Source organism: Methanobrevibacter sp. TMH8 (assembly GCF_020148105.1).
Classification (GTDB): Archaea; Methanobacteriota; Methanobacteria; order Methanobacteriales; family Methanobacteriaceae; genus Methanobinarius.
Genome location: NZ_JAHLZE010000024.1, coordinates 1 through 23,025 on the forward strand (window position 1 = coordinate 1; position 23,025 = coordinate 23,025).

At 26.9% G+C, this 23,025-nt stretch carries 19 protein-coding genes, 2 tRNA genes and 1 other RNA gene; 10 read left to right on the forward strand and 12 right to left on the reverse strand.

Annotated features, from left to right (window positions below; all coding sequences use genetic code 11):
* Positions 1-192: 192 nt before the first annotated feature.
* On the reverse strand, positions 193-651 hold the full coding sequence (locus KQY27_RS05075; protein ID WP_224425552.1) for an ArsR family transcriptional regulator: 459 nt from the start codon (positions 649-651) through the stop codon (positions 193-195).
* Between the two features lie 644 nt (positions 652-1,295).
* Here KQY27_RS05075 and grpE point away from each other — a divergent pair.
* The 3 genes from grpE (at position 1,296) to dnaJ (ending at position 5,586) form a co-directional block, all read left to right on the forward strand.
* Positions 1,296-1,874 carry a nucleotide exchange factor GrpE gene (grpE, locus tag KQY27_RS05080; RefSeq protein ID WP_224425497.1) on the forward strand — a complete coding sequence of 193 codons (579 nt, stop codon included), beginning with the start codon at positions 1,296-1,298 and terminating at the stop codon, positions 1,872-1,874.
* Positions 1,875-2,095: 221 nt separating this feature from the next.
* Positions 2,096-3,982, forward strand: a complete 1,887-nt coding sequence (gene dnaK, locus KQY27_RS05085) for a molecular chaperone DnaK (RefSeq protein ID WP_224425498.1) — start codon at positions 2,096-2,098, stop codon at positions 3,980-3,982.
* 458 nt (positions 3,983-4,440) lie between these two features.
* Positions 4,441-5,586 (forward strand): molecular chaperone DnaJ, encoded by a 1,146-nt coding sequence (gene dnaJ / locus KQY27_RS05090; protein WP_224425499.1) that lies wholly within the window; start codon positions 4,441-4,443, stop codon positions 5,584-5,586.
* Between the two features lie 301 nt (positions 5,587-5,887).
* On the opposite strand, the gene KQY27_RS05095 is transcribed toward dnaJ, so the two are convergent.
* The 3 genes from KQY27_RS05095 to KQY27_RS05105 all read right to left on the reverse strand — a co-directional run bounded on the left by KQY27_RS05095 (position 5,888) and on the right by KQY27_RS05105 (position 9,823).
* Positions 5,888-6,994 carry a hypothetical protein gene (locus KQY27_RS05095; protein ID WP_224425500.1) on the reverse strand — a complete coding sequence of 369 codons (1,107 nt, stop codon included), beginning with the start codon at positions 6,992-6,994 and terminating at the stop codon, positions 5,888-5,890.
* 328 nt (positions 6,995-7,322) lie between these two features.
* Positions 7,323-8,918: an AarF/ABC1/UbiB kinase family protein gene (locus KQY27_RS05100; RefSeq protein WP_224425501.1), complete on the reverse strand. Its 1,596-nt coding sequence runs from the start codon at positions 8,916-8,918 to the stop codon at positions 7,323-7,325.
* 419 nt (positions 8,919-9,337) lie between these two features.
* On the reverse strand, positions 9,338-9,823 hold the full coding sequence (locus KQY27_RS05105) for a VOC family protein (protein ID WP_224425502.1): 486 nt from the start codon (positions 9,821-9,823) through the stop codon (positions 9,338-9,340).
* Between the two features lie 731 nt (positions 9,824-10,554).
* Between KQY27_RS05105 and KQY27_RS05110 the strand changes: the two genes are divergently transcribed.
* Positions 10,555-11,262 (forward strand): protein-L-isoaspartate(D-aspartate) O-methyltransferase, encoded by a 708-nt coding sequence (locus tag KQY27_RS05110; RefSeq protein ID WP_224425503.1) that lies wholly within the window; start codon positions 10,555-10,557, stop codon positions 11,260-11,262.
* A gap of 38 nt (positions 11,263-11,300) precedes the next feature.
* Here the strand turns inward: KQY27_RS05110 and rnpB are convergent.
* From rnpB to KQY27_RS05130, 4 genes are all read right to left on the reverse strand, one after another.
* Positions 11,301-11,586: RNase P RNA component (gene rnpB, locus KQY27_RS05115), an RNA gene on the reverse strand.
* A 185-nt stretch (positions 11,587-11,771) separates the two neighbouring features.
* A tRNA-Met gene (locus KQY27_RS05120) sits at positions 11,772-11,846 on the reverse strand.
* 322 nt (positions 11,847-12,168) lie between these two features.
* Positions 12,169-12,675: a hypothetical protein gene (locus tag KQY27_RS05125; RefSeq protein ID WP_224425504.1), complete on the reverse strand. Its 507-nt coding sequence runs from the start codon at positions 12,673-12,675 to the stop codon at positions 12,169-12,171.
* A gap of 13 nt (positions 12,676-12,688) precedes the next feature.
* Positions 12,689-13,117 (reverse strand): hypothetical protein, encoded by a 429-nt coding sequence (locus tag KQY27_RS05130; protein WP_224425505.1) that lies wholly within the window; start codon positions 13,115-13,117, stop codon positions 12,689-12,691.
* Positions 13,118-13,602: 485 nt separating this feature from the next.
* On the opposite strand from KQY27_RS05130, the gene map reads away from it, so the two are divergent.
* Entirely contained in the window at positions 13,603-14,523 is a 921-nt protein-coding gene (gene map / locus KQY27_RS05135; RefSeq protein WP_224425506.1) for a type II methionyl aminopeptidase, read from the forward strand.
* A gap of 488 nt (positions 14,524-15,011) precedes the next feature.
* Positions 15,012-15,770, forward strand: coding sequence for a CAP domain-containing protein (locus KQY27_RS05140; protein WP_224425507.1), 759 nt, complete (start codon positions 15,012-15,014; stop codon positions 15,768-15,770).
* 516 nt (positions 15,771-16,286) lie between these two features.
* On the opposite strand, the gene frhB is transcribed toward KQY27_RS05140, so the two are convergent.
* The 4 genes from frhB to frhA all read right to left on the reverse strand — a co-directional run bounded on the left by frhB (position 16,287) and on the right by frhA (position 19,756).
* Positions 16,287-17,132: a coenzyme F420 hydrogenase subunit beta gene (gene frhB, locus KQY27_RS05145; protein WP_224425508.1), complete on the reverse strand. Its 846-nt coding sequence runs from the start codon at positions 17,130-17,132 to the stop codon at positions 16,287-16,289.
* An 11-nt stretch (positions 17,133-17,143) separates the two neighbouring features.
* Positions 17,144-17,986: a coenzyme F420 hydrogenase subunit gamma gene (frhG, locus tag KQY27_RS05150; protein WP_224425509.1), complete on the reverse strand. Its 843-nt coding sequence runs from the start codon at positions 17,984-17,986 to the stop codon at positions 17,144-17,146.
* Between the two features lie 3 nt (positions 17,987-17,989).
* Entirely contained in the window at positions 17,990-18,460 is a 471-nt protein-coding gene (frhD, locus tag KQY27_RS05155) for a coenzyme F420-reducing hydrogenase, FrhD protein (protein WP_224425510.1), read from the reverse strand.
* Positions 18,461-18,538: 78 nt separating this feature from the next.
* A complete protein-coding gene (frhA, locus tag KQY27_RS05160; RefSeq protein ID WP_224425511.1) occupies positions 18,539-19,756 on the reverse strand; it encodes a coenzyme F420 hydrogenase subunit alpha in 1,218 nt (405 codons plus the stop codon).
* A 618-nt stretch (positions 19,757-20,374) separates the two neighbouring features.
* On the opposite strand from frhA, the gene KQY27_RS05165 reads away from it, so the two are divergent.
* From KQY27_RS05165 to KQY27_RS05180, 4 genes are all read left to right on the forward strand, one after another.
* The gene (locus KQY27_RS05165) at positions 20,375-20,836 is read left to right on the forward strand and encodes an endoglucanase (protein WP_224425512.1); all 462 of its coding nucleotides are present in this window, start codon (positions 20,375-20,377) and stop codon (positions 20,834-20,836) included.
* A gap of 108 nt (positions 20,837-20,944) precedes the next feature.
* Complete coding sequence (locus KQY27_RS05170; protein ID WP_224425513.1) at positions 20,945-21,145, forward strand: hypothetical protein; 201 nt, start codon at positions 20,945-20,947, stop codon at positions 21,143-21,145.
* A 467-nt stretch (positions 21,146-21,612) separates the two neighbouring features.
* On the forward strand, positions 21,613-22,326 hold the full coding sequence (locus tag KQY27_RS05175; RefSeq protein WP_224425514.1) for a proteasome assembly chaperone family protein: 714 nt from the start codon (positions 21,613-21,615) through the stop codon (positions 22,324-22,326).
* A 464-nt stretch (positions 22,327-22,790) separates the two neighbouring features.
* Positions 22,791-22,865: transfer RNA gene (locus tag KQY27_RS05180), tRNA-Arg, on the forward strand.
* Positions 22,866-23,025: the final 160 nt, after the last annotated feature.

Sequence of the window (23,025 nt, forward strand, 5' to 3'; positions counted from 1 at the left end):
AATAAAAACTTTAAAACTATAAAATTGATAAAAAATATAAACTAATTAGAGTTATAAAACTAATAAAAACTTTAAAACTATAAAATTGATAAAAAATATAAACTAATTAGAGTTATAAAACTAATAAAAACTTTAAAACTAATAAAAAATAGTTAAAATTAAAAAACATTTAAAAATTAGAATAAAAAGTATTTATTTCATTTGAGTTCTTTCTAAGATATATTCAGCCCTATTTTTCAAATTTTCATAAAGCCTAATTTGGCTCTTAAGTTCTTCAACAGCTTCCCAATGCCCTTGATCAATTCTTCTTTCTAAATCTAGTAATTTCGACCATTCATCCCCAGATGGAAGTTGTTTAAGATTTAATATATCTTCAGAAATATTTACATCAAAAGAATTTTCAGTTATTGTTATATTTATATTAAAATCATTAGGCATATCATAATATTTACGTGGCCTACCTCTTACAATCTTCTTGAAAGAAGATTCAAGGATCCCTATTTCTTCCATGGCTCGAAGATGTTCAATAATAGCTTTTTGACCTACCTCAAGTTCTTGAGAAATCTCACTAACAAATCTTGGCTCTTCCCTCAATAGATTGATTATTTCTCGCCTAGTACGGCATCCCATAACATCCAAAATAGCTTCCATATCAACATTATTAAATTGTCTACTATTATTAGTAATATTATAGGGGTTTGGACTGTTATATTTATTTATATCTTCATTATTGTTATAATTTTCCATAGTATTATCATTAATCATATTATTATCAACATTATTACTATTATGAACCTCATCATTAGGATCTGTGTTTTCATTATTGAACTTAATAATTCTAATATTACTTTTATTATTATTTTTATTATTATTCATATTATCATCTAATATTCTTATTAATATTATATTATATCGAAACATTTATATAACTTTTTGTTACTATAAGATAATGAGAAAGATAACTTTTTGTTACTTTAATAAATTTGAAAAAAAATAATGTTTAAAAATAGTTACTTCGATTACTAAAAGAAGAACCTATACTCAACCCAAAAAATTCTTTATAATTTGTAGCTATTTTTAAAAAAAATATAATAAAACAATCTTAAAAAAGATTAAAGTCCATAAAAAAACACAATTTTTTGTAAACCCCTAAATATGTATCATCAAATAAAAAGAAAATTAAATAAAAAGCGAAAAATTGTCCCTCTATTAATAAATGAAAATTAAGGAAATTAAAGGAAAATTTATTATAAGTAACAAATTGTTCTTTCAAATTACAGTTATCAGGTGAATTAATGGCTAATGACAAGAAAATAAAAGATCTTGAAGAAAAATTAAAAACAACAAGTGAAAATTTGGAACTTCAAGAAAAAAAATTAAAAGATGCTGAAAAAGAGCTAAAAATAAAGAGTGAAGAATTAGCTAACATTGAAAAAGACCTTGAAGATAAAAATAATGAAATTTTAGAATATGTATCTCATATTCAACGTCTCCAAGCTGATTTTGAAAACTTTAAAAAGCAAAGTGAAAAGCAAAAAGAAGATATCATTAAATTCGCTAATGAAACTTTAATAATAAATTTATTAGACAGCTATGAAGATCTTAATCGTGCTCTTGAACAATCCAAAAATGAAAAAGAGTTAAGAGAAGGAGTGGAGCTAATATACTCAAAACTAAAAAATACTTTAGAAAAGGAAGGTCTTAAAGAAATACCTGCAGAAGGTGAAAAATTCGATCCATTTAAGCATGAAGCCTTAATGGCTGAAGCTAGTGAAGATTATGAAAATGGAGAGATTATGGACGAATTAATGAAAGGATATAGCTTAAAAGACAAAGTAATTAAATATTCTAAAGTTAGAGTTTGTAAAAAATAAATTTTATTAAAGATAAATTTTATAAAAGCAAATTATTATTTTAAAATATAAAAAATATGAAATAAAATAAATTATTATTTTATTTTTATTTTTATCTAGATATTTATCTAGATTTATATTCATATAATTTATTTAAATATTATATAAATTATTTTAATCAATTAAAAACTAAAAAATTAAAAAGATGTATAAAAACTTTATATATCATATAGGTGATAATTATGGCAGATAAAAAAGAAAAAATTATTGGTATTGATTTAGGAACTAGTAATTCCGCAGCAGCAGTTCTTGTTGGTGGAAAACCTACTGTTATTCCAAGTGCAGAAGGAGCTACTCAATATGGTAAAGCATTTCCAAGTTATGTTGCATTTACTGGAGATGGGCAAAGATTAGTAGGAGAACCAGCTAGAAGACAAGCAGTTACAAACCCTGAAAATACTATCAGTGCAATCAAGCGTAGTATGGGAACTGATAGAAAAGTTAAAGTCAATGGAAAAGAATACACACCCCAAGAAATTTCTGCTTTTATCTTACAAAAAATCAAAAAAGATGCTGAATCCTTCCTTGGAGAAGAAGTAAAAAAAGCTGTTATTACTGTACCAGCTTACTTTGATGATAATCAGAGAACAGCTACCAAAGATGCGGGAACCATTGCAGGTCTTGATGTGGTAAGACTTGTTAATGAACCAACAGCTGCAAGTTTAGCTTATGGTATTGATAAACAAGAAGAAGATGAAATTGAAATTATGGTATTTGATTTCGGTGGAGGTACTCTTGATGTAACCATTATGGAATTTGGTGGAGGAGTATTTGAAGTTAAATCTACCAGTGGAGACACCCAACTAGGTGGAACCGATATGGATAATACCATAATGAATTACTTAGCTGATGAATTTAAGAAAGAAACTGGTATCAACCTCATGGACGATGATCAAGCTGTGCAAAGATTGAGAGAAGCAGCTGAAAAAGCAAAAATTGAGCTTTCAACTACTCTCACCAGCGAAGTAAATTTACCATTCATTACAATGGGCTCTGATGGTAGCCCTAAAAATTTAATAAATAACCTTACTCGTGCAAAACTTGAAGAATTAGTTGACCCTATTGTTAAAAAATGTGGAAGTCCAATGGAACAAGCATTAAAAGATGCTAAAATGACAAAAGGAGATATTAACAAAATAATTCTTGTTGGTGGACCTACCAGAATGCCTATAGTTCAAAAATTTGTAGAAAACTACTTAGGAAAAGAAATAGAAAGAGGAATTGATCCTATGGAATGTGTAGCTATGGGAGCAGCTATCCAAGGAGGAGTATTAGCTGGAGAAATTAAAGATCTCGTACTTCTTGATGTTACCCCATTATCTCTTGGTATTGAAACCATGGGAGCAGTTGCAACTAAACTCATAGATCGTAACACAACCATTCCTGCAAAAAAAAGTCAAATATTTTCAACAGCTGCAGACAATCAAACTTCAGTAGATATTCATGTTTTACAAGGTGAAAGACCAATGGCTGCAGATAATACCACTCTTGGAAGATTCCAATTAGTAGGAATCCCAGCTGCACCAAGAGGAATTCCTCAAATTGAAGTTACCTTTGATATTGACGCAAATGGTATAATAAATGTATCTGCAAAAGATAAAGGAACTGGTAAAGAACAAGCTATTACAATTACAGCTTCAACTAAATTATCTGATGATGAAATTGATCAAAAAGTAAAAGAAGCTGAAATGCATGCAGAAGAAGATAAAAAGAAACAAGAAGAAATTGAAGTTAGAAATAACGCAGATTCAATGATTTACACAGCTGAAAAAACTTTAGAAGATCTTAAAGATAAAATTTCCGAAGATGAAAAATCAAAAATAGAAAATCTTGTTAAAGAACTTCGTGAATTAATTCCTAGTGATGATATTGCAGCTATTAAAGAAAAAACTGAAGAATTAACCAAAATTGTTCAAGAAATAGGTGCTAAAATATACCAAGAAGCTCAAGCAGCTGAACAAGCACAACAACAAGGTGCAGGTGCAGATCAAGCTGGAGCAGGTCAAGATCCAAATAAAGAATCTAAAGACGATGATACCATCGATGCTGATTATGAAGTTAAAAAATAATAAATTAGCTAAAAATAAGTTAAATAGAATAGATTAACTAAAAATAAGTTAATAGCCTAAATTAACTAAAATTAGCTAAAATTAACTGAAAATAAAACTGTGACTAAATGTCACAGTTTAAAAATCAGCGAAATAAATATAAAAAATAAATATAAATTGCCTAAAATGATATGATTATTAAAGGATATATATTAGTTATAACATAACTATTATATCCTAAAATATATCTAAAATTTAATGAGATATAAGATATATTAATTAGATTTTATATATCTAAAGTAAAATAATCTAAATTTATATTTATATCTAAATTTTATACCTAAATCTATATAAAAATCCTAAATCTATATAAAAATTTAATATATAAACTTTATATCTAAATTTTATTTTTAAAATTTATCTAATAATTTAATTCAAATTTTTTAATTTAATTTAATTTTATACTTACAGGTGAATAAATGCCAGAAAAGCGTGACTATTATGATGTTCTCGGTGTAGAAAAGGGAGCAGATAAAAAGGAAATAAAAAAAGCTTATCGTAAATTAGCTATGAAATACCATCCAGATGTTTCTGAGGATGAAGGTGCTACTGAAAAGTTCAAAGAGATAAGTGAAGCTTACGCTGTTTTATCCGATGAAGAAAAAAGGAATACATATGATCAATATGGTCATGCTGGTATGGATGGCTTTTCCAATGAAGATATATTTAGAAATGTTAACTTTGAAGACATTTTCCAAGGATTTGGTGGTGGCTTTGATATGGGTAACATTTTTGAAATGTTTGGATTTGGTGGTGGACGTGGAAGAAGTGGTCCTCAACGAGGTTCAGATATATATGCAGAAGTAGATATAACTTTAGAAGAGGCAGCTACTGACATTGAAAAAGAAATAAGCATAAGACGAGACACAGAATGTCCTGTCTGTGAGGGAACAAAATCAGAACCTGGAAGTAATCCTGAAACTTGTCAGACTTGTGGTGGAACAGGTCAAGTAAAACAAGTAACTAATACTATTCTTGGACAGATGATGAATGTTAGACCTTGTCCAGCATGTAAAGGAGAAGGTAAAATAATTACAGACCCTTGTCATAATTGTAATGGTAAAGGTAAAATCAAAGAGAATAACGACATCAATATAAAGATTCCTGCAGGTGTTGAATCTGGTTCCCGCCTACGTGTTCCTGGTGAAGGAAATGCTGGAGATGTTGAAGCTGGTTATGGAGATCTAATCGTATTAATCAATGTGAAAAAACATGAGAAATTTGAAAGAGATGGAGCTAACCTTTACTATGAGCAACAAATTAGTTTTCCTCAAGCAAGTCTTGGAGATACAATAGATATTCCTACTATTGATGGAGAAGTAGAATTAAAAATACCTCCTGGAACTCAAAGTGGAAGTATATTCCGATTGAGAGGTCAAGGAATGCCGATAATAAGAAGAAATTCAAAAGGAAATCTTTATGTAACAGCTAACGTAGTTGTTCCTCAAAAATTAAACGATAAACAGAAAAAATTACTTGAAGAATTTGCTGAAATAAGTGGCGAAGAAATCCATACATATGAAAAAGGATTCTTTGATAAATTTAAAGAAGCTATTAATCATTAAGAGTTTTAAATTATCTCTTAAAATTTATTTTATTTTTATTTTATATTATATTTTAATCAATATTTTTCATATTTATCAATATCATTACCATTTTTTTATTTATCTAATTTTCTACTTTTTTTACTTTTTATTTAATTTTGATTTTGTATATTAATTTTCTTTTATTTTTATTTCTATTTATATTTCTATTTTTAATTTTACATAGTAATTGAAATACTATCCTATTATTTGTATATATAATAAATCTAATATAATAAATTGATATTATATACTAAATATCAAATATAGTTAAAAAAGAACTTTAATAGTAAATTTCAGTAGATTTCAATACTTCAGTGCCCCTTAGTGTTAATAAATAACCATTTCCTTTATTATCAAAACTAATACCTTCAAATTCACGATTTGTATCAAAAACAGAATAATAAAGATCTTGTTTAGTTATAGTCTTATTATTAAGTTTATCCAGAGGCATTGTATAAAATACTCCATCAGAAACTAAATACATGTAATTAGTAGTAGGATTTATTGCAAGAGATTGAGAATAGGTTCCAGGGCAGTTTTTAATAGTAGCTAAATGTTCAGTCTCAACAGAAGTATCATTAATAACTTTTCCTTTAAATATAATTGAAGAACCTTCAGAATTATTCCCTAATTTCTTAGTATAATCTGTATAAAAATTCCCATCTTTATCAAATGCTAAATTATTGAATTTCTTAATTTTATGATTATTTATTGTTAATGAAAAATTATATATCTTTTTAGGTTTTAATTCATCCATATCGATATTCATTAGTTTTAATGAAGAATTAGAACCATCGTCCTGCCACATCCACATAGAGTTATCTTTTGAATTATAAGATAAAGATTGGCCATGACCAGTATTGAATACTGGTCCAACTTTGATAGCTTTTTTAATAGCTTCCTGATCTTTTGTTAATTTATCATTTTGCTGTAAATCATATCCCAAATCCCTCATAGCACTTAAATTACTTGTAGTTAAGTTATATTTCTTTAAAATATCTGTATCATACCGGACAATGAATCCTTTATTTAAATTATAACCTGAAGAAGTCAAAACATACATGTATTTTCCATGCATAGCTATTGATTGGCAATTATACCAATATTCATTTGTACCTGTGTTTTTAGGTTCTTTCCACGCCATTGGTAAGAAATATTCTGTTTTAAATGTGTAATTTCTATTTCCATCAATAGTTTTTATTAAATTTTTTTCTGTTTCAATACCATTTGTACTTTCAAAAAAAGGAGAAATGTCATAGTTTCTATTAATCTTTACAAAATCAGGACAGTTATTATTGTCTATGAATATAGGAGCATTTTTTGAACTTTCAATTTTACTATCTTTTAAGCCAAACATCTCGCCATAAGATGAAATCACAGAAATCATAGATAATACTAAAAAGGATATTATTATAATTAAAAAGATTTTAATATATTTATTATTTAACAAATTTTCACCATATCAAAAATAAGAATTATATATTTGAAACTGAACTTATATATATTTTTTGTATAAATATTTAAATTTTATTTAATTAAAAACAAGAAAGATATCCAAAATTAAATAAAATAATTAAATCTTCGGATAGACTAATAAAAATTAGTAAAAATTAATCAAATTTAGTAAAAATTAATGAAAGCTAATAAAAATTAATAAAAGTTAATGGAAATTGATAAAAATTAATAAAAAATATTTAAATTTTTTAATTAAAAAACTAGTAATCATGATTTCTGAATATAGATACTATCAACCATATCCCTAAAATAGCACTTATTAAAAATCCAGCAATCCCTAAAAGAGAATATCCAAATAACATAGTTCCTCTATTAGAAAGTATGATTAAAGAAGATCCAATTAGTAATGCTGATAAAATAAGAGATAATGAAAGTCTGTTTGTCATCCTATCTAAATTCTTATGTTCAAGTTCAATGACTAATTTTCCCTCTTCTAACTTATAAAGAGCTTTAGATAGATTTAAAGGAAGTGTCTTTATTATATGTTCAATTTCAAAAATATTACTTTTAAAAAAATCTATTAATTTAAATGGATTTAGTTTTTTTCTAGTCATTCGCCTAGCTTGTGGTTCGAGAACAGCTATGGTATTGAAATTAGGATCTAATTCAATACCCGTCTCTTCTAACATTGAAAGTCCTTTAGAAATTAAAACAAATTCTCGAGGTAATATAACATCATAAGTTCTCATAATAGATATCATATCCATCATCCCACCATGAACACCTTTAAGTTCCATTCCATAGTATTTATTAACTAAATCCATGAAATCATATTGTAATGCTCTTCGATCAATATTATCTTTTAAAACACCCATATATCCCAATTGACTAACCATTCCTTTAACATTCCTTTCAATAAGATATATGAACAATTCAGTTAAATTTTCACGAAATTCAGAATCTAAAACACCCATCATTCCGAAATCTATATAACAAACAACATTATCTTCAAGTATATAAATATTAGAAGGATGAGGATCAGCGTGGAAAAATCCATGATCAACAACCTGTTTAAAGTATGATTCAATTCCTCTTTTAGCAATTAACTTTTTATCATATATTCCTTCACTAAGAACAACGTCGGAAATCTTTTCCCCTTGAATAAGTTCCATAGTTAGAACTTTTTTAGTTGAAAAATCACCATATGCTTTTGGTACATATACCGTAGGATCATTTTCAAAAATAATAGAAAATCTTTTCAAATTATTAAACTCTTGGAAATAGTCAATTTCTTTTAAAATAGATCTTTCAAACTCTTTTACAATAATAGGAAAATTATAAGTTTTGGCCTGTGGAATATATTGATCAATTCGTTTTGCTAAAAATTTCATTATAGAAAGATCAGTTTTTATTATCTCTTCTATATTGGGTTTTTGAATTTTAACTGCAACATAAGGACCATCTATTAATTTAGCTACATGTACCTGACCAATAGAGGCAGAAGATAAAGGAATTTCATAAAATATTTCAAATATATCTTCTATTGAACTTCCTAATTCTCTCTCAACAGTACGCCTTATCTCAGCAAAAGAGACTAGTGGATTGTCATACTGCATTTTAGAAAACTCTAAAGCAATATCTTCCCCTACTAAATCAGGGCGAGTACTTATCATTTGACCTAATTTAATGTAAGCTGGACCTAATTCTTGTAATGTTTTTCTTAATCGAATAGGTAAAGAACTATCTAATTCTTCCATTGATTCATAATTATGAGAGTGTCTAATAATAGGTATTTTGTGTTTCAATCCTATTCTTTCAATAATATAATCAAACTCATATTTACTTAAAACTTTCAATATTTCATTCAATCTTTTTAAGTTTGAATTGTTTTTTCTTCTGATTATATTCATAATTAAATAATAGTTTTTAATATTATAAATAATTTTTATAAAAATCAATAAAATGATAAAATAAAAATAAATAATAAAAATAGTAATAAAGAATATAAATCAATGAAATTAAATATAAGTAAAAATAAACAGATGAAAATAATAAAAAAACATTTAAATATGAACATTATAGAATATAGATAAAAATAAACAGATGAAAATAATAAAAAAACATTTAAATATAAACATTATAGAATATAGATAAAAATAAACAGATGAAAATAATAAAAAAACATTTAAATATAAACATTATAGAATATAGATAAAAATAAACAGATGAAAATAATAAAAAAACTATAATATAAGTATAAATAAATATTTGATGTTTAAACAATATTTAATTTAAAATAATCATCTATTTCAGTAATTTGTTCTTCAGATAATCCTGTTTTTTCAATTATATCCCCCATTGTCATATTGGTGTACATATATTTCTGAAAAACATTTAATAATGGTTCTCCAACTTCTATTACATGTTTATCTGGATCATAGAATCGGATGAATCTTTGTCCCCAAGGAACTTCTATAGTGTCATGAAGAAGTTCTACATTATGAGATTTCACTTTTTCCACAATGCCATCATAATCAGATGCTTCGAAACATATCTCAATATCATTAGCTTTACTAAGGCTTACACTATTTTTATTTTTATCAGTAGATCCTGTCCAAGAATCAATTGTTTGAAGTGAAAAGCCTCCATAAGTAACATTAGAACCTAAATCTATAGTTGCCTCCTGATTTAAAATCTTTTCATAAAAAGCTCTAGATTTTTCCATGTCTTTAACTAATAAAACTGCAGACATAAATTTCATAATCATCACTACCTTAAAGTTTATTTATAATAAAATTATGTGAAAATCAATATCAATTAAACCTATTTAATACTAATAAAAATAGTTTAAGGATATAAATTTTCTTAAATTAATTAATTATCTATCAATATCATCAATATTATTATCAATATCATCAATAATTCAAATGTAAGTTATTATAATCAATTTTCTATCATTAACCATTTTTATAATGTTATAAAATTTAAATAAGAAGAATAGATTGTTATCTAAAGTAAAAAGAATTTTATTGAATTATAAGAGTATTTAAGAGTGTTTGTTTTATGAAACTTTTTTTATATATTACTAGTGATTTAATTGATTTAAAGCTTAATCATTATATTAAATGGATTATTAGCAAAATTAAATTATTAATTTTTTGAAATCATATATTTATAAAATTTTAATAAGTCTTTATAAATCTAAATAAAAATATTAAATTATTTGAATGTTTATAAATTCATATTACTATGGGTTAAAATCTCAAAAACTACTGCAAGATCTAATAATTGAAACCTAAAGCTATTTACTTCTAATAAAAATTATAATAAATATAGAAAAATAGATGTTAGCTTTCATTGTAACTATTCTAAAAACAGTAAACTTTTAAGTTATTAAAGTATGTATAACATTGCTTATATATTTTACGAATTTCAGTCTATTAAAATAAAACTAAAAATATTATTAAAAACATATAATTTATATGTGAAAATATGAAAGATGAAAATAAAATGAATTCATTGAATTATTCTGAAAATGAAAAAAATTTTACAGATAAAAGGGAAAAATTAGTTAATATTCTTTCAGAAAATGGATTTATAAAAACAAAAGAAGTTAAAAGAGCTATAGGTACGGTTCCAAGAGAAGAATTTATTCCAGAAGAGAATAGAGCTTATGCATATCTTGATCGCCCTATAAGATTAATTGAAGGACAGACTATTTCTGCCCCACATATGGTAGCTATCATATGTGAAATTCTTCAATTTGAGGAAGGGATGAATGTTTTAGAAATTGGAACTGGTTTTGGATATAATGCAGCAGCAGTATCAGAAATGATGAATAAAAAAACCCATGTTTATACTATTGAAAGAATCGGGTCTTTAGCTAAAATCGCAAAAGAAAATCTAAAAAAAACAGGTTATGATGAAGTTATAGATATAATATTAGGTGATGGAACTTTAGGTTATGAAACAAAAGCACCTTATGATAGAATATATGGAACTGCAAGTGCACCGTATATATCAGAACCTCTCAAAAAACAGTTAAAAGTAGGTGGAAAACTTTTAATGCCTGTTGGAAAATATCCTGAGCCCCAAGATCTAATTTTACTTACAAAAGAATCAGAAAACAAATATAAAGAAGATTACTTAGGAAAAGTAGACTTTGTTCCAATGATTGGAAAATATGGGCATGATGAATAAACACGAATAAAAAAAAGATAATTAATAGTTGTAATAGTATAAATCAAGAGTAACCCACCTCCTGTTCATACAGCATTCATCTAAGCGGACTACCTTGCCTCCCACAGTTGGTTAACGGCAGTTTTGTCCTTGCATCCTATAGATTGGCCGTTTCACCGATCCTTCCAATGTCTTCAAGCATTGCTATCATAGTCATCCACTGAAAGACGTGTCGTTTCTGCTCCAGAGTCATACTTCTCAGCATACGCCTCTTGACGCTATAGTTCTGTGTGATGGATGGAGTTTCCTTAGTTAACGAATAACCAGTAGCTGTCTTTGACTTACTACTACAACATTATTATATTTCTAATTTGATATTAATAAATTTTTTTATAGCTATCTATTTCAAAAACTTATTTTTTAATTTATAATTTGATATAATTCAATTATAAATAAAAATCTAAATATAAATAAGATAAAATAAAACAAAGTAAATCTGAAAATATTATAAAAAATATAAAAATAGAAAATAGCAGGGCCTAGATTTGAACTAGGGCTCTCGGGGTTATGAGCCCCGCGGGATCACCAGACTACCCCACCCTGCTAAACGAATGAAATGCAATATATTCAAATAGAAGTACATAGTTAGCACTAATTAATAAAACTATTTAAATAAATATATTCATTAAACAATGAAAATTGATTAATAAAGTTTAATTATATTAATTATAAAATTAATTTTTAAAAGTTAAAAACTATTAAAAATAGTCATCAAGAAAATATATGTTTTATTAGTATATAAACGTTTCTATAAATTATAAAAACCATTCTAGAAAATAAGTGTAAGATTAAATAAATATTGAAAAATAATAAAAAGATTTTATAATAAAAATAAAGAAATAGAATCTTTATTTAAATTATAAAAATCTATTCATTATCTTCTTCAATCTTTTTTATTCTTTCATCGAGAGAATCTAATCTTTCATTAGTATATTCTCTATATTCATTGAATCTTTTAGATAATTCATCAACGTTCCTATAAGCTGTATCACATCTTTTTTCAAGGGTTGAAAGATCCTTTTTAGTAGCTAATTCCCAATCTTTAATCAATTCATCACTTTTTTCATCTAAAAAAGTATCGATTCTTTTTGAGAAAACATCGGTATTAAGGTTAGGCATGTCAATATCTTTAAATTTAACCTTAAGTTTTTCCCCCATTGAAGTACTTGAGTTTGCATCAACATTTTCAGTCATATCATATCCTCCTGTAGGAATCTGTTCTTCTTCAGTTTTGGTTTGAACAGAAGAAGGGACATAATCTTTAACTCTATTCATCTTATTCATAAAATCTGCATTATTTTGCATATAATAATATAATAAAACTATTATTGCACCTGCAAGTATAAGAATAGCTAAAGCTTCTAAAGCGTCCATAATAACACCTCATTTATTTTCCTTTTTTAAGAAGTTGTTTTTCTTTAGTTTCAATTTCATTGAGCATTTTTTCTAGCTTTTTTTGCTCTGTTTGTGCTTCTAATCTAGCTAATCTTTCATTGATCTCACTATGTAAATATCCAACATCACCCATAATATCAGAAGTGGATTTACGAATTTTAGAAAGATTGTCTTGTTGATTTTTAGGTAATTGAATTGGATTTTCCATTAAACGTTTGGATTCTAAATCTTTTTCAACTATGCTAATTTTTTTAAGCTCAATCTCTGTTTCCATAATTCGAACAGTGTTTTGAGATTCTCTAACACGTCTCCACTGCATAACTATTATAATAATAGCTATAAGAGCGATGATGGCTATAATCAAGATGAATATTTGATTAATAGATATAGAACCTAGATTTAGTACTGCTACATCTGCCATATTTTTACCTCATAAAATTTTACTAATTTAATTGACATATCTAAGAATATATTTAATAGTATTAATAATTTTGTTTTCAAAAGTATATAAAAATTGTGAAAATAATCATAAAAATGAGGAAAAATAAGTAAATTTATAACAATATTAGAATAAATATATAATATAAAATTATTAAATATCTTAATCAATATATTCTAATTATATAAAAATTATATTTATAAATTATATTTATAAATTATATTATCAATTGTATTACTAGTTATATTAATAATTATATTAATTAATTTTATAATTAATTAGTTTTATAATTAAATTTTATAATTAAATAAATTATTAATTATTAAAAATATTATAAATTATTAAGATTAATTTATATTAATATTAAATAATATTACTAATCTATAACTAAATAAAAATTATTAAATAAATAAAATTATTAAAATTATTAGAATTATCAAGTAAAATGACTCATTAAGAGGTAACCAATGATAGAATCTTATGAAAAAGCGGGAAAAATAGTTTCAAAAGTAAGGAATGAAGCTATTAAATTGATAAAAGATGATTTACTTATTCTTGACTTAGTTGAGTTTGTTGAAGGAGAAATATTAAAAGCAGATGCAGGAATTGCATTCCCATGTAATGTTTCTGTAAATGAAATGACTGCACATTATACTTCTCCAGCTAATGATAAAACAAAAATATCAACTGGAGACTTAGTAAAATTAGATTTAGGAGCCCATATCGATGGTTACATAGCAGATTCAGCTATTACAATTATGGTTCCTGGAAAAAATTTAGAAGAAAAGTATGATACCGATACAATCAACAAACACAAAGAAATGATTGAAGCTTCAGATGCAGGTTTAGAAGCAGCTATAAGTACAGTCAGACCAGGTGTTGAAATTGGGAAAATAGGTGCTGCTGTTGAAGAAGCCATAAATGAATTTGGATTTAAACCAATAGCTAATCTAAATGGACATAGTTTAGAACAATGGGAGCTTCATTCAGGATTATCAATTCCTAGTATTAATGATAAAAGTACAGTTAAGTTAAAAGAAGGAGATGCTATAGCTATTGAACCTTTTGCAACTGATGGAATAGGTATTGTAACTGACACTCCTCAAACTTATATCTTCAGATATTTAAAAGACAAACCTTTTAGAATGACTCACACACAAAAAGTTTTACGTGAGATAAAAACTAATTATGCAGATCTTCCATTTTCAATCAGATGGTTAACTGATAAGTTCAATGAAAATAGATTAAATAGCTCTATGAGACAGTTATCCCAAGCAATGGCTGTATATCCATATTCAGCATTAAGAGAAAAAACAAATTGTTGGGTTTCTCAGAGTGAACATACTGTTATAGTTGAAGGGGATGGGTGTACTATCACTACTAAATAGCTAATTTTTTAATAGTAGCTGTAGAATATACCAAAATTTTTATTATTATTATATCCTTCTTATTTTTTTGATTTTTTAGACTTTTGTTATTGTTCTAATAATTTTTTCATTTTTATAAAAAAGAAAAAAATTTAATTCAAACATTTCCATATTATTTTTTAGATAAACATATCAAAAACATATCGACAATCATATTATTTTTTAGATAAACATATTGAAAACATATTGATAATTATATTGACAATTATATTATTTTATTGTATAACAATAGTTAAACTTAAATGTAACATAAATCAAACAATTATATTAGTTAAGGCATAATTAATCAGAATATAATAATTAATATTAATATGCCAACTTAAACAGAATTTAATATCTTTAGGATTTTTAAGCAGATTATTATTCAATATTTGATTTATAATGTTAAAAATATGAAAAATATGGCAAATATGAAAATCCTATTTAATATTTAATAAAGAGTGTTAAACATGAAACGAAATATAATTTTTGCAATAATAGTAATCTCTATCATAGCTTTAGGCGCATTATCAATACCAACAATATCTGCAAATAATAATGGAAATGATGCATATGTAAATGAAGTTTTAAAGCTTGTTAACAACGAAAGAGAAAAAGCTAATCTCAAACCACTTATACTAGATAAAGACATGATTTCTGCAGCTGAAATAAGAGTTAAGGAACTAAACACATTATTTAGTCATACTAGACCTAATGGAAAGCCCTATTCAGTACTTTCTTCTAAAATCAAAGGTGAAAACATAGCTAAAGGTCAGAGAACACCTCAAGAAGTTATGTATACAGCTCAATTCTCGTGGATGAAATCAGAAGGTCATAGAAATAATATTTTAAATCCTAAATTCACTACAATTGGTATTGCATATATTAAAATAGGCAATGATCATTATTGGGTACAATTATTCGGTGAAAATAAAGTAACAACAAAACCTTCCACTCCTTCATTAAAAGTAGCTTCTGGAAAGAAAAAAATTAATCTCTCTTGGAAAAAGGTTCCAAAAGCAAATGGTTATCAAATTTATAAATCTACCACTAAAAAAGGAAAATATACTCTCAAAAAAACAATTAAATCAGGTTCTACAATTAAATTTACTGATAAAGGGTTGAAAAAAGGGAAAATTTATTATTATAAAATTCGTTCATATACTATTGTAAATAATGTAAAAAATTACAGTACATTTAGTACAATAAAAGGAGCTAAGGTAAAATAAACAACTGATTTTAGGAGTTTGAATAAAATAAACACATATTTTATATTATTAGCTATTTTGTATATTTTTTCTTTATATTTTTTCTTTTTAATTTTTCTTTTTAATTTTTAAAAATTTTTTAAATATTAATATATAATTTTCAATTATAGAAAATTTCAATTATAAAAAATCTATTTTTAAATCAAAAAACATTATATAATTATAAATTTTTTTATTATAAAAACTAGACAGAATGTGTTAAATATAAAAATTAGACAGCATGTTTAAATATAAAAACTAGAAAGAATGTGTTAAATATAAAAATCTTAATAAAAACTTCAAATAATATTAAATATTTAATTAAGTTCCAGTTTATGAGTTTAAGATAAATTTAATCATAGTATAATTGTCAAATCAAAATTTATTGTTATAAATTTTTTATTTTTAAACAATTTATAAAAAAAATAAGTCAAATACATTTAATTAATTAATTAATAAATAAAAAAAAATAAAAAAATAAAGAAAAATGAAATAGAATTAGAATGGGACTGGAAGTCCTAATTCTCTTCTACTGTCACTTTCTTTTTTAGCGTTATCTTTCTTGCCTTGTGATAGTTTTTCTAGTAATGGTAATCCTGGTTTTACACTATCCATTGCTTTAGTTTCAATAATTCCAGCTTCTACAGCTTGGTCAAATATTGAAGCACCAGCATCAGTTCTTTTGAGAACAGTAGACCAACCATCTGGAGAACCTACAGAACCGGTAGACACATCAGCTAACTCAGCAGTATAATCTGGACAAATATTACATCCAGCTTGTTCATATCCGTGAGTTTCTTTTAATGGGAGACCGATTTCTTCTCCTAATGATTTAATCCAGAATTTACCTTTTCCAATATCCATTTTCTCAGTTACTTCAGGTGAAGATTTCATTTTTTCACTGATGAAAGTCTCAAGTGAAGCAAATGGGAAGTTTTCCATACAGAAAATACCAACTACTAATGCTAATTTATCAGCTAAGAATCTTGTTCCAAATGGATAAGATTGCATTTTTCTGATACCTTGTAATTGACATGGAATTCCAACAGTTCCAACTTTTTCAAGACCGTATTGTCTTACAGCACTTTTCAATGCAGCAACGTTCGGAGAGAAAGTGTATTTTGTTCCTGCTGCGGAAATGATTTCATCAGCAGTCATAGCTACGAGAGGTTCTGGTTTCCATAATTCTTCGCCAGGTCCTGCTACTACAGCTCCTTCAATAATTCCTTCATCTAATGCATAAGATAATAATGCTGTTACGATTCCACCATCTTGTGAGACTTTTTGGATTTGTTTGTCAGTAGCTCTTGCAGATACAGCTTCTTTGTAAGTACCTAATACCATTTTAAATCCTCCTATAGTCCTAAATCCTTATTGATCTGTTCTGCAGGGAACCAGCTTCTTGGACAGTGAGTGTAGCATATACCACATTTAATACATCTGTCTATATTTACTTCTGGTCTTCCTTCTCTCATTTCAATAGCTCTAGTTTGACAAGCCATTGCACAAGTTCCACATCCAGTACAAAGAGATTTATTAACAATATTTTTTTGTAAATCGCAACCACAGTTAGCTGTGCATCCAGCCATGTCGAGCATAGGTTGTAAGTATTCCATGTCTCCGTTTATAAGTGCAACTACAGTTTTAGCTACAATTTCTGGAGATACAGGACAACCTGGCATTGAACAATCTACTTGGATTATGTCTCCAATTGGTAAAAATGCTTCATGTTTTGGTTGTGCTTGTTGTCCACCACGACAATATCTGGTGAAACATCCATTCATAGCACATGATCCATAAGCACATACTAATTTAGCTTTTTCTCTTAATTTTTTAAGTTCATGCATACTATGTTCATCTTGTAAACAAACGGACCCTTCAACTAATGCTAAATCCATTTCTGGCATGTCATCAATTGCGTATGGGTTGTTTTCATCATCATACCATACGTCAACTAAGGTTTGTCCGTATACAATGTCTACCATATCAGTAAGTAGGTCAGCGAGTATGTCATAATTTTCAGTTAATGCCATACCGTCACCAGAGCACCCACTCAAGTGAAAATATCCTATTCTTGGTTTATCAGCCACTTTTTCAACCTCCTGTTGTGAAGATTCATCATCTTTTGGCTTAATTGGCTTAGCTTGTTGTACTTGTTTACCTCCAAGTCCTAAAAACCTTTTAATTCTTGCAAGCATTTGCTAAACCCCTATTTCTTTTAAAATCATCTCAATGGCTTTAGGGATTGAATTTTTTACAGGCTCAGTCAAGCCCATATCCACATTCGGTGCAGAAATTTCCTTTGGTTTACATCCTACGATAACTACTTCGATTTTTTCAGCTAAATCATGAAGTGGTTCTTCAACAGGCCATGAATGAACATTTTCATATGCTCCCCGTGGCATGTCATAAGGACTAAAAATTTTTAGAGTTCCTGGTTCTGCATCAAACTCCACAACATCAACTACAATTATCTTTTTCCAACTTTCATGTGGTAAAGTAAATATAAAGTGTGTTGCACCAGTTCCTGCATCAATAAACATGGTGTCATTTGGCATTTCTTTATCTTTAAAATATTCTTCTAAAGCATTAATAACTTCAGGTCCGAAACCATCATCTTTAAAGAGTATGTTTCCGCACCCTACAACTAATGTTTCTGCATCGTATGGCATATTTTTCCCTTAGAATAATCCATTAATAATATCAACGATTGTAAAGTAATAATAACTTTAACTCATCAACAAATTAACTTAGATTCTTACCATTTCGTTTTTAACAACGCTCTTGTCTTCATCATCTACTACCATTACATGAGTAGCACAAGATAAACAAGGGTCATAAGCTCGTATTACGTGAGGTCCCCATTCATGATGGAATCCTTCGGTTGCAGGCCCCATAGTTGGAATATTCCAAGTAGTAGGTACTAATGCACTATAGAATTGAGTTTTTCCATCAGCAACTTGTGCCATGTGAATATCAGTTCCTCTAGGTCCTTCAATAGGTCCAATACCAAGCTTATTTGTACCTCTTGGGTCAAAGTCAGCCATAGTATTTGCAGAAGTATCTAACTCGTCTAAGATAGCAATTGCTCTAGAAAGATAAGTTTTCATTTCTACAGCTCTAGCTACATGTTGAGCTACAACTCCTTGATCTTTGAATCCTCCGAATTTAGCTGCTCTTGCTCTTGGACCAGTTTCTACATTTACACCATCGTATAAAGGAATGGTAGAACAAGCTCTTTTAGCTATTTCTGCATCATCATACCAACTTTCAGGCATGATTTCAGTAAATCTATCTAAATCAAAGAATTCTTTTTTACCGTAAATTTTATCACTAGCAAATACAGGTTGGTCATGTACACCTAAACCTTCTGGGAATCCTTTGTCTGCAACTAAACCAGTAATTAATTCAACATGTGAATCTACAACAGGTACTAATGCTTTTAATCTTGAATATAATTTTTTCCTAGCTAATTCACTAATGTTACTAGCCATACCACCTATTCTAATATCAGATGGGTGGATACCTTCACCAGCAACCATATCTACAACATATTGTGCATTTTTTCTTATTGTAGAAACACTGTTTACAGCATCAGCAAATAAGTTTTCTGGCACAACATCAGTAGCTATTAAAAAATGGTGTATAGCGTGACTGTTAACTGTGTGTGCAGCTAAGGTTAATTCTCTCAACAACTTTGCGGCTTTAGGAATTTCAATATCTAATGAATCATCCATTGCCTCTACGGAAGCTAAAGTATGAGGTATTGGGCATACACCACAAATCCTCTGACACATAACTGGTGCAGTCTCAGGTGCTTTACCAGCTACGAGTTTCTCTAAGCCTCTAACAGGTGTGATACTAAAGTATCTTCCTTTGGTAACTATCCCTTCATCATCAACTTCCATGACAAGCTCAGCATGTCCTTCTTGTCGAGATGTAGGAGATATAACTATTCTTTCGCTCAAATGTGTCACCTCTTTATTTATAAAAAATTAGAAACTAACAAATAATATTTACATAACTCTTTATTAATAAAGTTTTCATTTGAAAAAAAAAGAAACACTTATATATAATAACAGTAACTTTAAGTGTTGTTAAAAAACAAGATTTTTAATAAAAATTTTAACATCAGTATTAATCCAAATATAAAGGTCATTAGTATAATTATAGCTAAAATTATAACTATACAGGACAAATCAAAAAAATCTAAATCAAAAAAATAAATACTATCTTAAATGAATAAAAATTATAATGAGGATACTATACAGAATCATAATAATAAAGAAAAACAAGAAAATATTAAGAATTGATGGGAAAAGAATAATGATTCATTTATAACAGCTTAATGACTCATATACTAATAATTGTTTTATAAATATAGAAAGATATATTAACTAAATAATATATATTATATCATGTATAATTATGTTATAGTTAATAAACATAAGATTTAACTAATTTGGTTATATTAATCTAAATAAGAAATAAATCTAAATAAAAAAGCCTAAAAAAATAAAAAAGAAAAAAACAAAAAATAAGTGTTATTAACGGCATAATATACCAAATTTTAAAGAGGTAATTAAATGAAAAATTCAAATATAATTATTTCAGTTATAATAGTGTTATGTATAGCTGGGGGAGTAACAGCTTACAGCATTACCAACCCAGAAGGAAGCATATTTAGTCTTCCAGGTTTCACTCCATCAAGTGATAGTGGAGCTGGAGATTTAGCTGGCGATAATGGTGTAAACAACGGAACAACAAGTAACAGTAGTGGAAGTACTGGTGGAAGTTCAAGTGGATCTTCAAATGGAGGATCTAGTAGTCAGAGCTCTGGAAGTAGTGGAAGTAATGTCCATATAGGAATGACTTCATCACAAGCACAAACAATTATCAACAATGCTGTTGGTGAACCCGGAGCTTATGCAGGCAGTGCACAATGGGATAGCTCTATAAATATGTGGGTAGCAAAAATTTACGACAAAGATGGAAATGTTGTAGATGCCATTGGTGTCGATTCAAATAAGCGTACCAATAGAGTATAACTATTAAAAAAGAATAATAGCTAGCTTAAAGTTAGCTATTAACTTATAATAGCTATCAAATAATTAAATTAATAATAAAATAAAATTCATAATCATTGAGGCGGAAATATGATAAATGAAAAAGAAGCACAGGAAATAGCTGAAAGGTATATTGAAGAACCTAAAGCTACTACTGGAACACCAAAATTAAAAGAAATAGATAATGATTTATTAATTTACATTGTCCCTATACTTATTGACGATGATGTAAAAGGAGAAATACATATTCATAGTGAAACTGGTGAAAACCTCGGTGGTGCTGGTTGCTAATTATAATTAATAGGATTATTAATATAATTTAAATTAATTTTTTTAAATTAATTTTTAAATTATATCTAACAATAATTTTAATAAATCATTAAATATCAATATTTTATAATTTTTTAAAAATTTAATTTTTTAAAAAATATATTAATTTATTTTTAAAAAATTTTCAATTTCATAAAGTTCATTTATACAATTAAATGCTAAATTCATCAATTTAATTAATATTTCATAAAGTTTAATTTCATAAGTTCATTTATACAATTAAATGTTACTTTTCAATCTCATAAAGTTCATTTACAATTAAATATACATTTCATCAATTTAATTAATATTTCATAAAAATTAATTTCATACAGTTTATTTATACAATTAAATGTTATATTTCATCAATTTAATTAATTCTACATATTAAAGTTATATTATTAATTATTATATAATAAAACAAAAATAAAAAGAATGAGATGAATTAAATGATAGTGGAAACTAAAACAGAGTGTTGTAAAATAGTATCTGAAGATATAGAAGATGCGATTGTACTTGAAGGATCTCCAGGTGCAGGACTTATTGGAAATATAATCGGATGGTTATTAGTTGATAATTTAAAGATGAGAGAAATTGGTTATATTGAATCAAAATATTTTCCTCCTTTAGCTGTACTTTATAAAGGAGTGGCATTACATCCTTTTAGAATATATGAAGGAAACGGACTTGTATTATTTTTATCAGACTTTATAGTTCCACAAGAAGTTGTTTTTGATATGACTAATGCTATTGTTGATTGGATGGAAAAAAATAATAGCAAAGAGTTAGTAACATTTAACAGTGCTATTGTTAGAGAAAAAATGAACCCTGCAGGGGCAGTAGCTAACACAACTGAGTCACTTGATAGATTAAAAGAAAAAGACTTTCCAATAATGCAAATAGGAAATATAAATGGACTTTCTGGAACTCTCTTAACTCAGACAGCTCAGAAAAATATCAAAGCTACTTGTATATTAGCAGAAACTCTCACCCAATATCCAGATCCAAGAGCAGCTTCTGAAGCTGTTAAAGGACTTAATAAATTATTAGATATGGATATTGATTATGAACCTCTTATCCAAGAAGCTCAAGACATCGAATCAAGATTGCAAAAATTAGCTGAAGACGTTAAAAATGATCCTCAGCCACCTATTTATATGTAAGTAGCTAACTAGCTATTTACAAATATCTTTTTTAAAATTTTAACTTTTAATATATTGTTAATAGATAATATATTATATTATAATTACTAATTAGCTACTTAGAAATAACTTTTTAAAAATTTTACTTTTCAATATATTTTAATATATTATATTTACTAATTAGCTACTTAGAAATAGCTTTTTAAAAAATTTATTTTTATATATTATATTTAATATTTTAGCTATAAATTTAAATATTAAAAAATTCAAACTATATCTTTCATAGAAATAGTTACATTTATATACTAAAAAATATAATATCTTATTATTCTGCATATCATAGCCTTTGGCATAGTTTATATAGTGCAATAAACTTCTAATCTTAATGAAGTAATATCCTATGACAAAAGCAAGAATTAGCAGGAAATATTAGCTTTAAAAAAGGAGAAACAACTCCAATTCAAAAAAATAAATCATATTCAAATGGACCGGTGGCCCAGTCTGGATAAGGCGACGGACTTCTAATCCGTAGATCGAGGGTTCAAATCCCTCCCGGCCCGTTAATTTCTTTTTATTTATATTCTAAAATTTTTCAACTGATTCAATTTAATTAATCATCAAATATAGCTATATTTTAAAATAATTCATCAAAAGCTTTATAATTTTAGAAAGATCTATTTATTGTAAAATATATTATATTAATAAATAGCTAGCTATTAA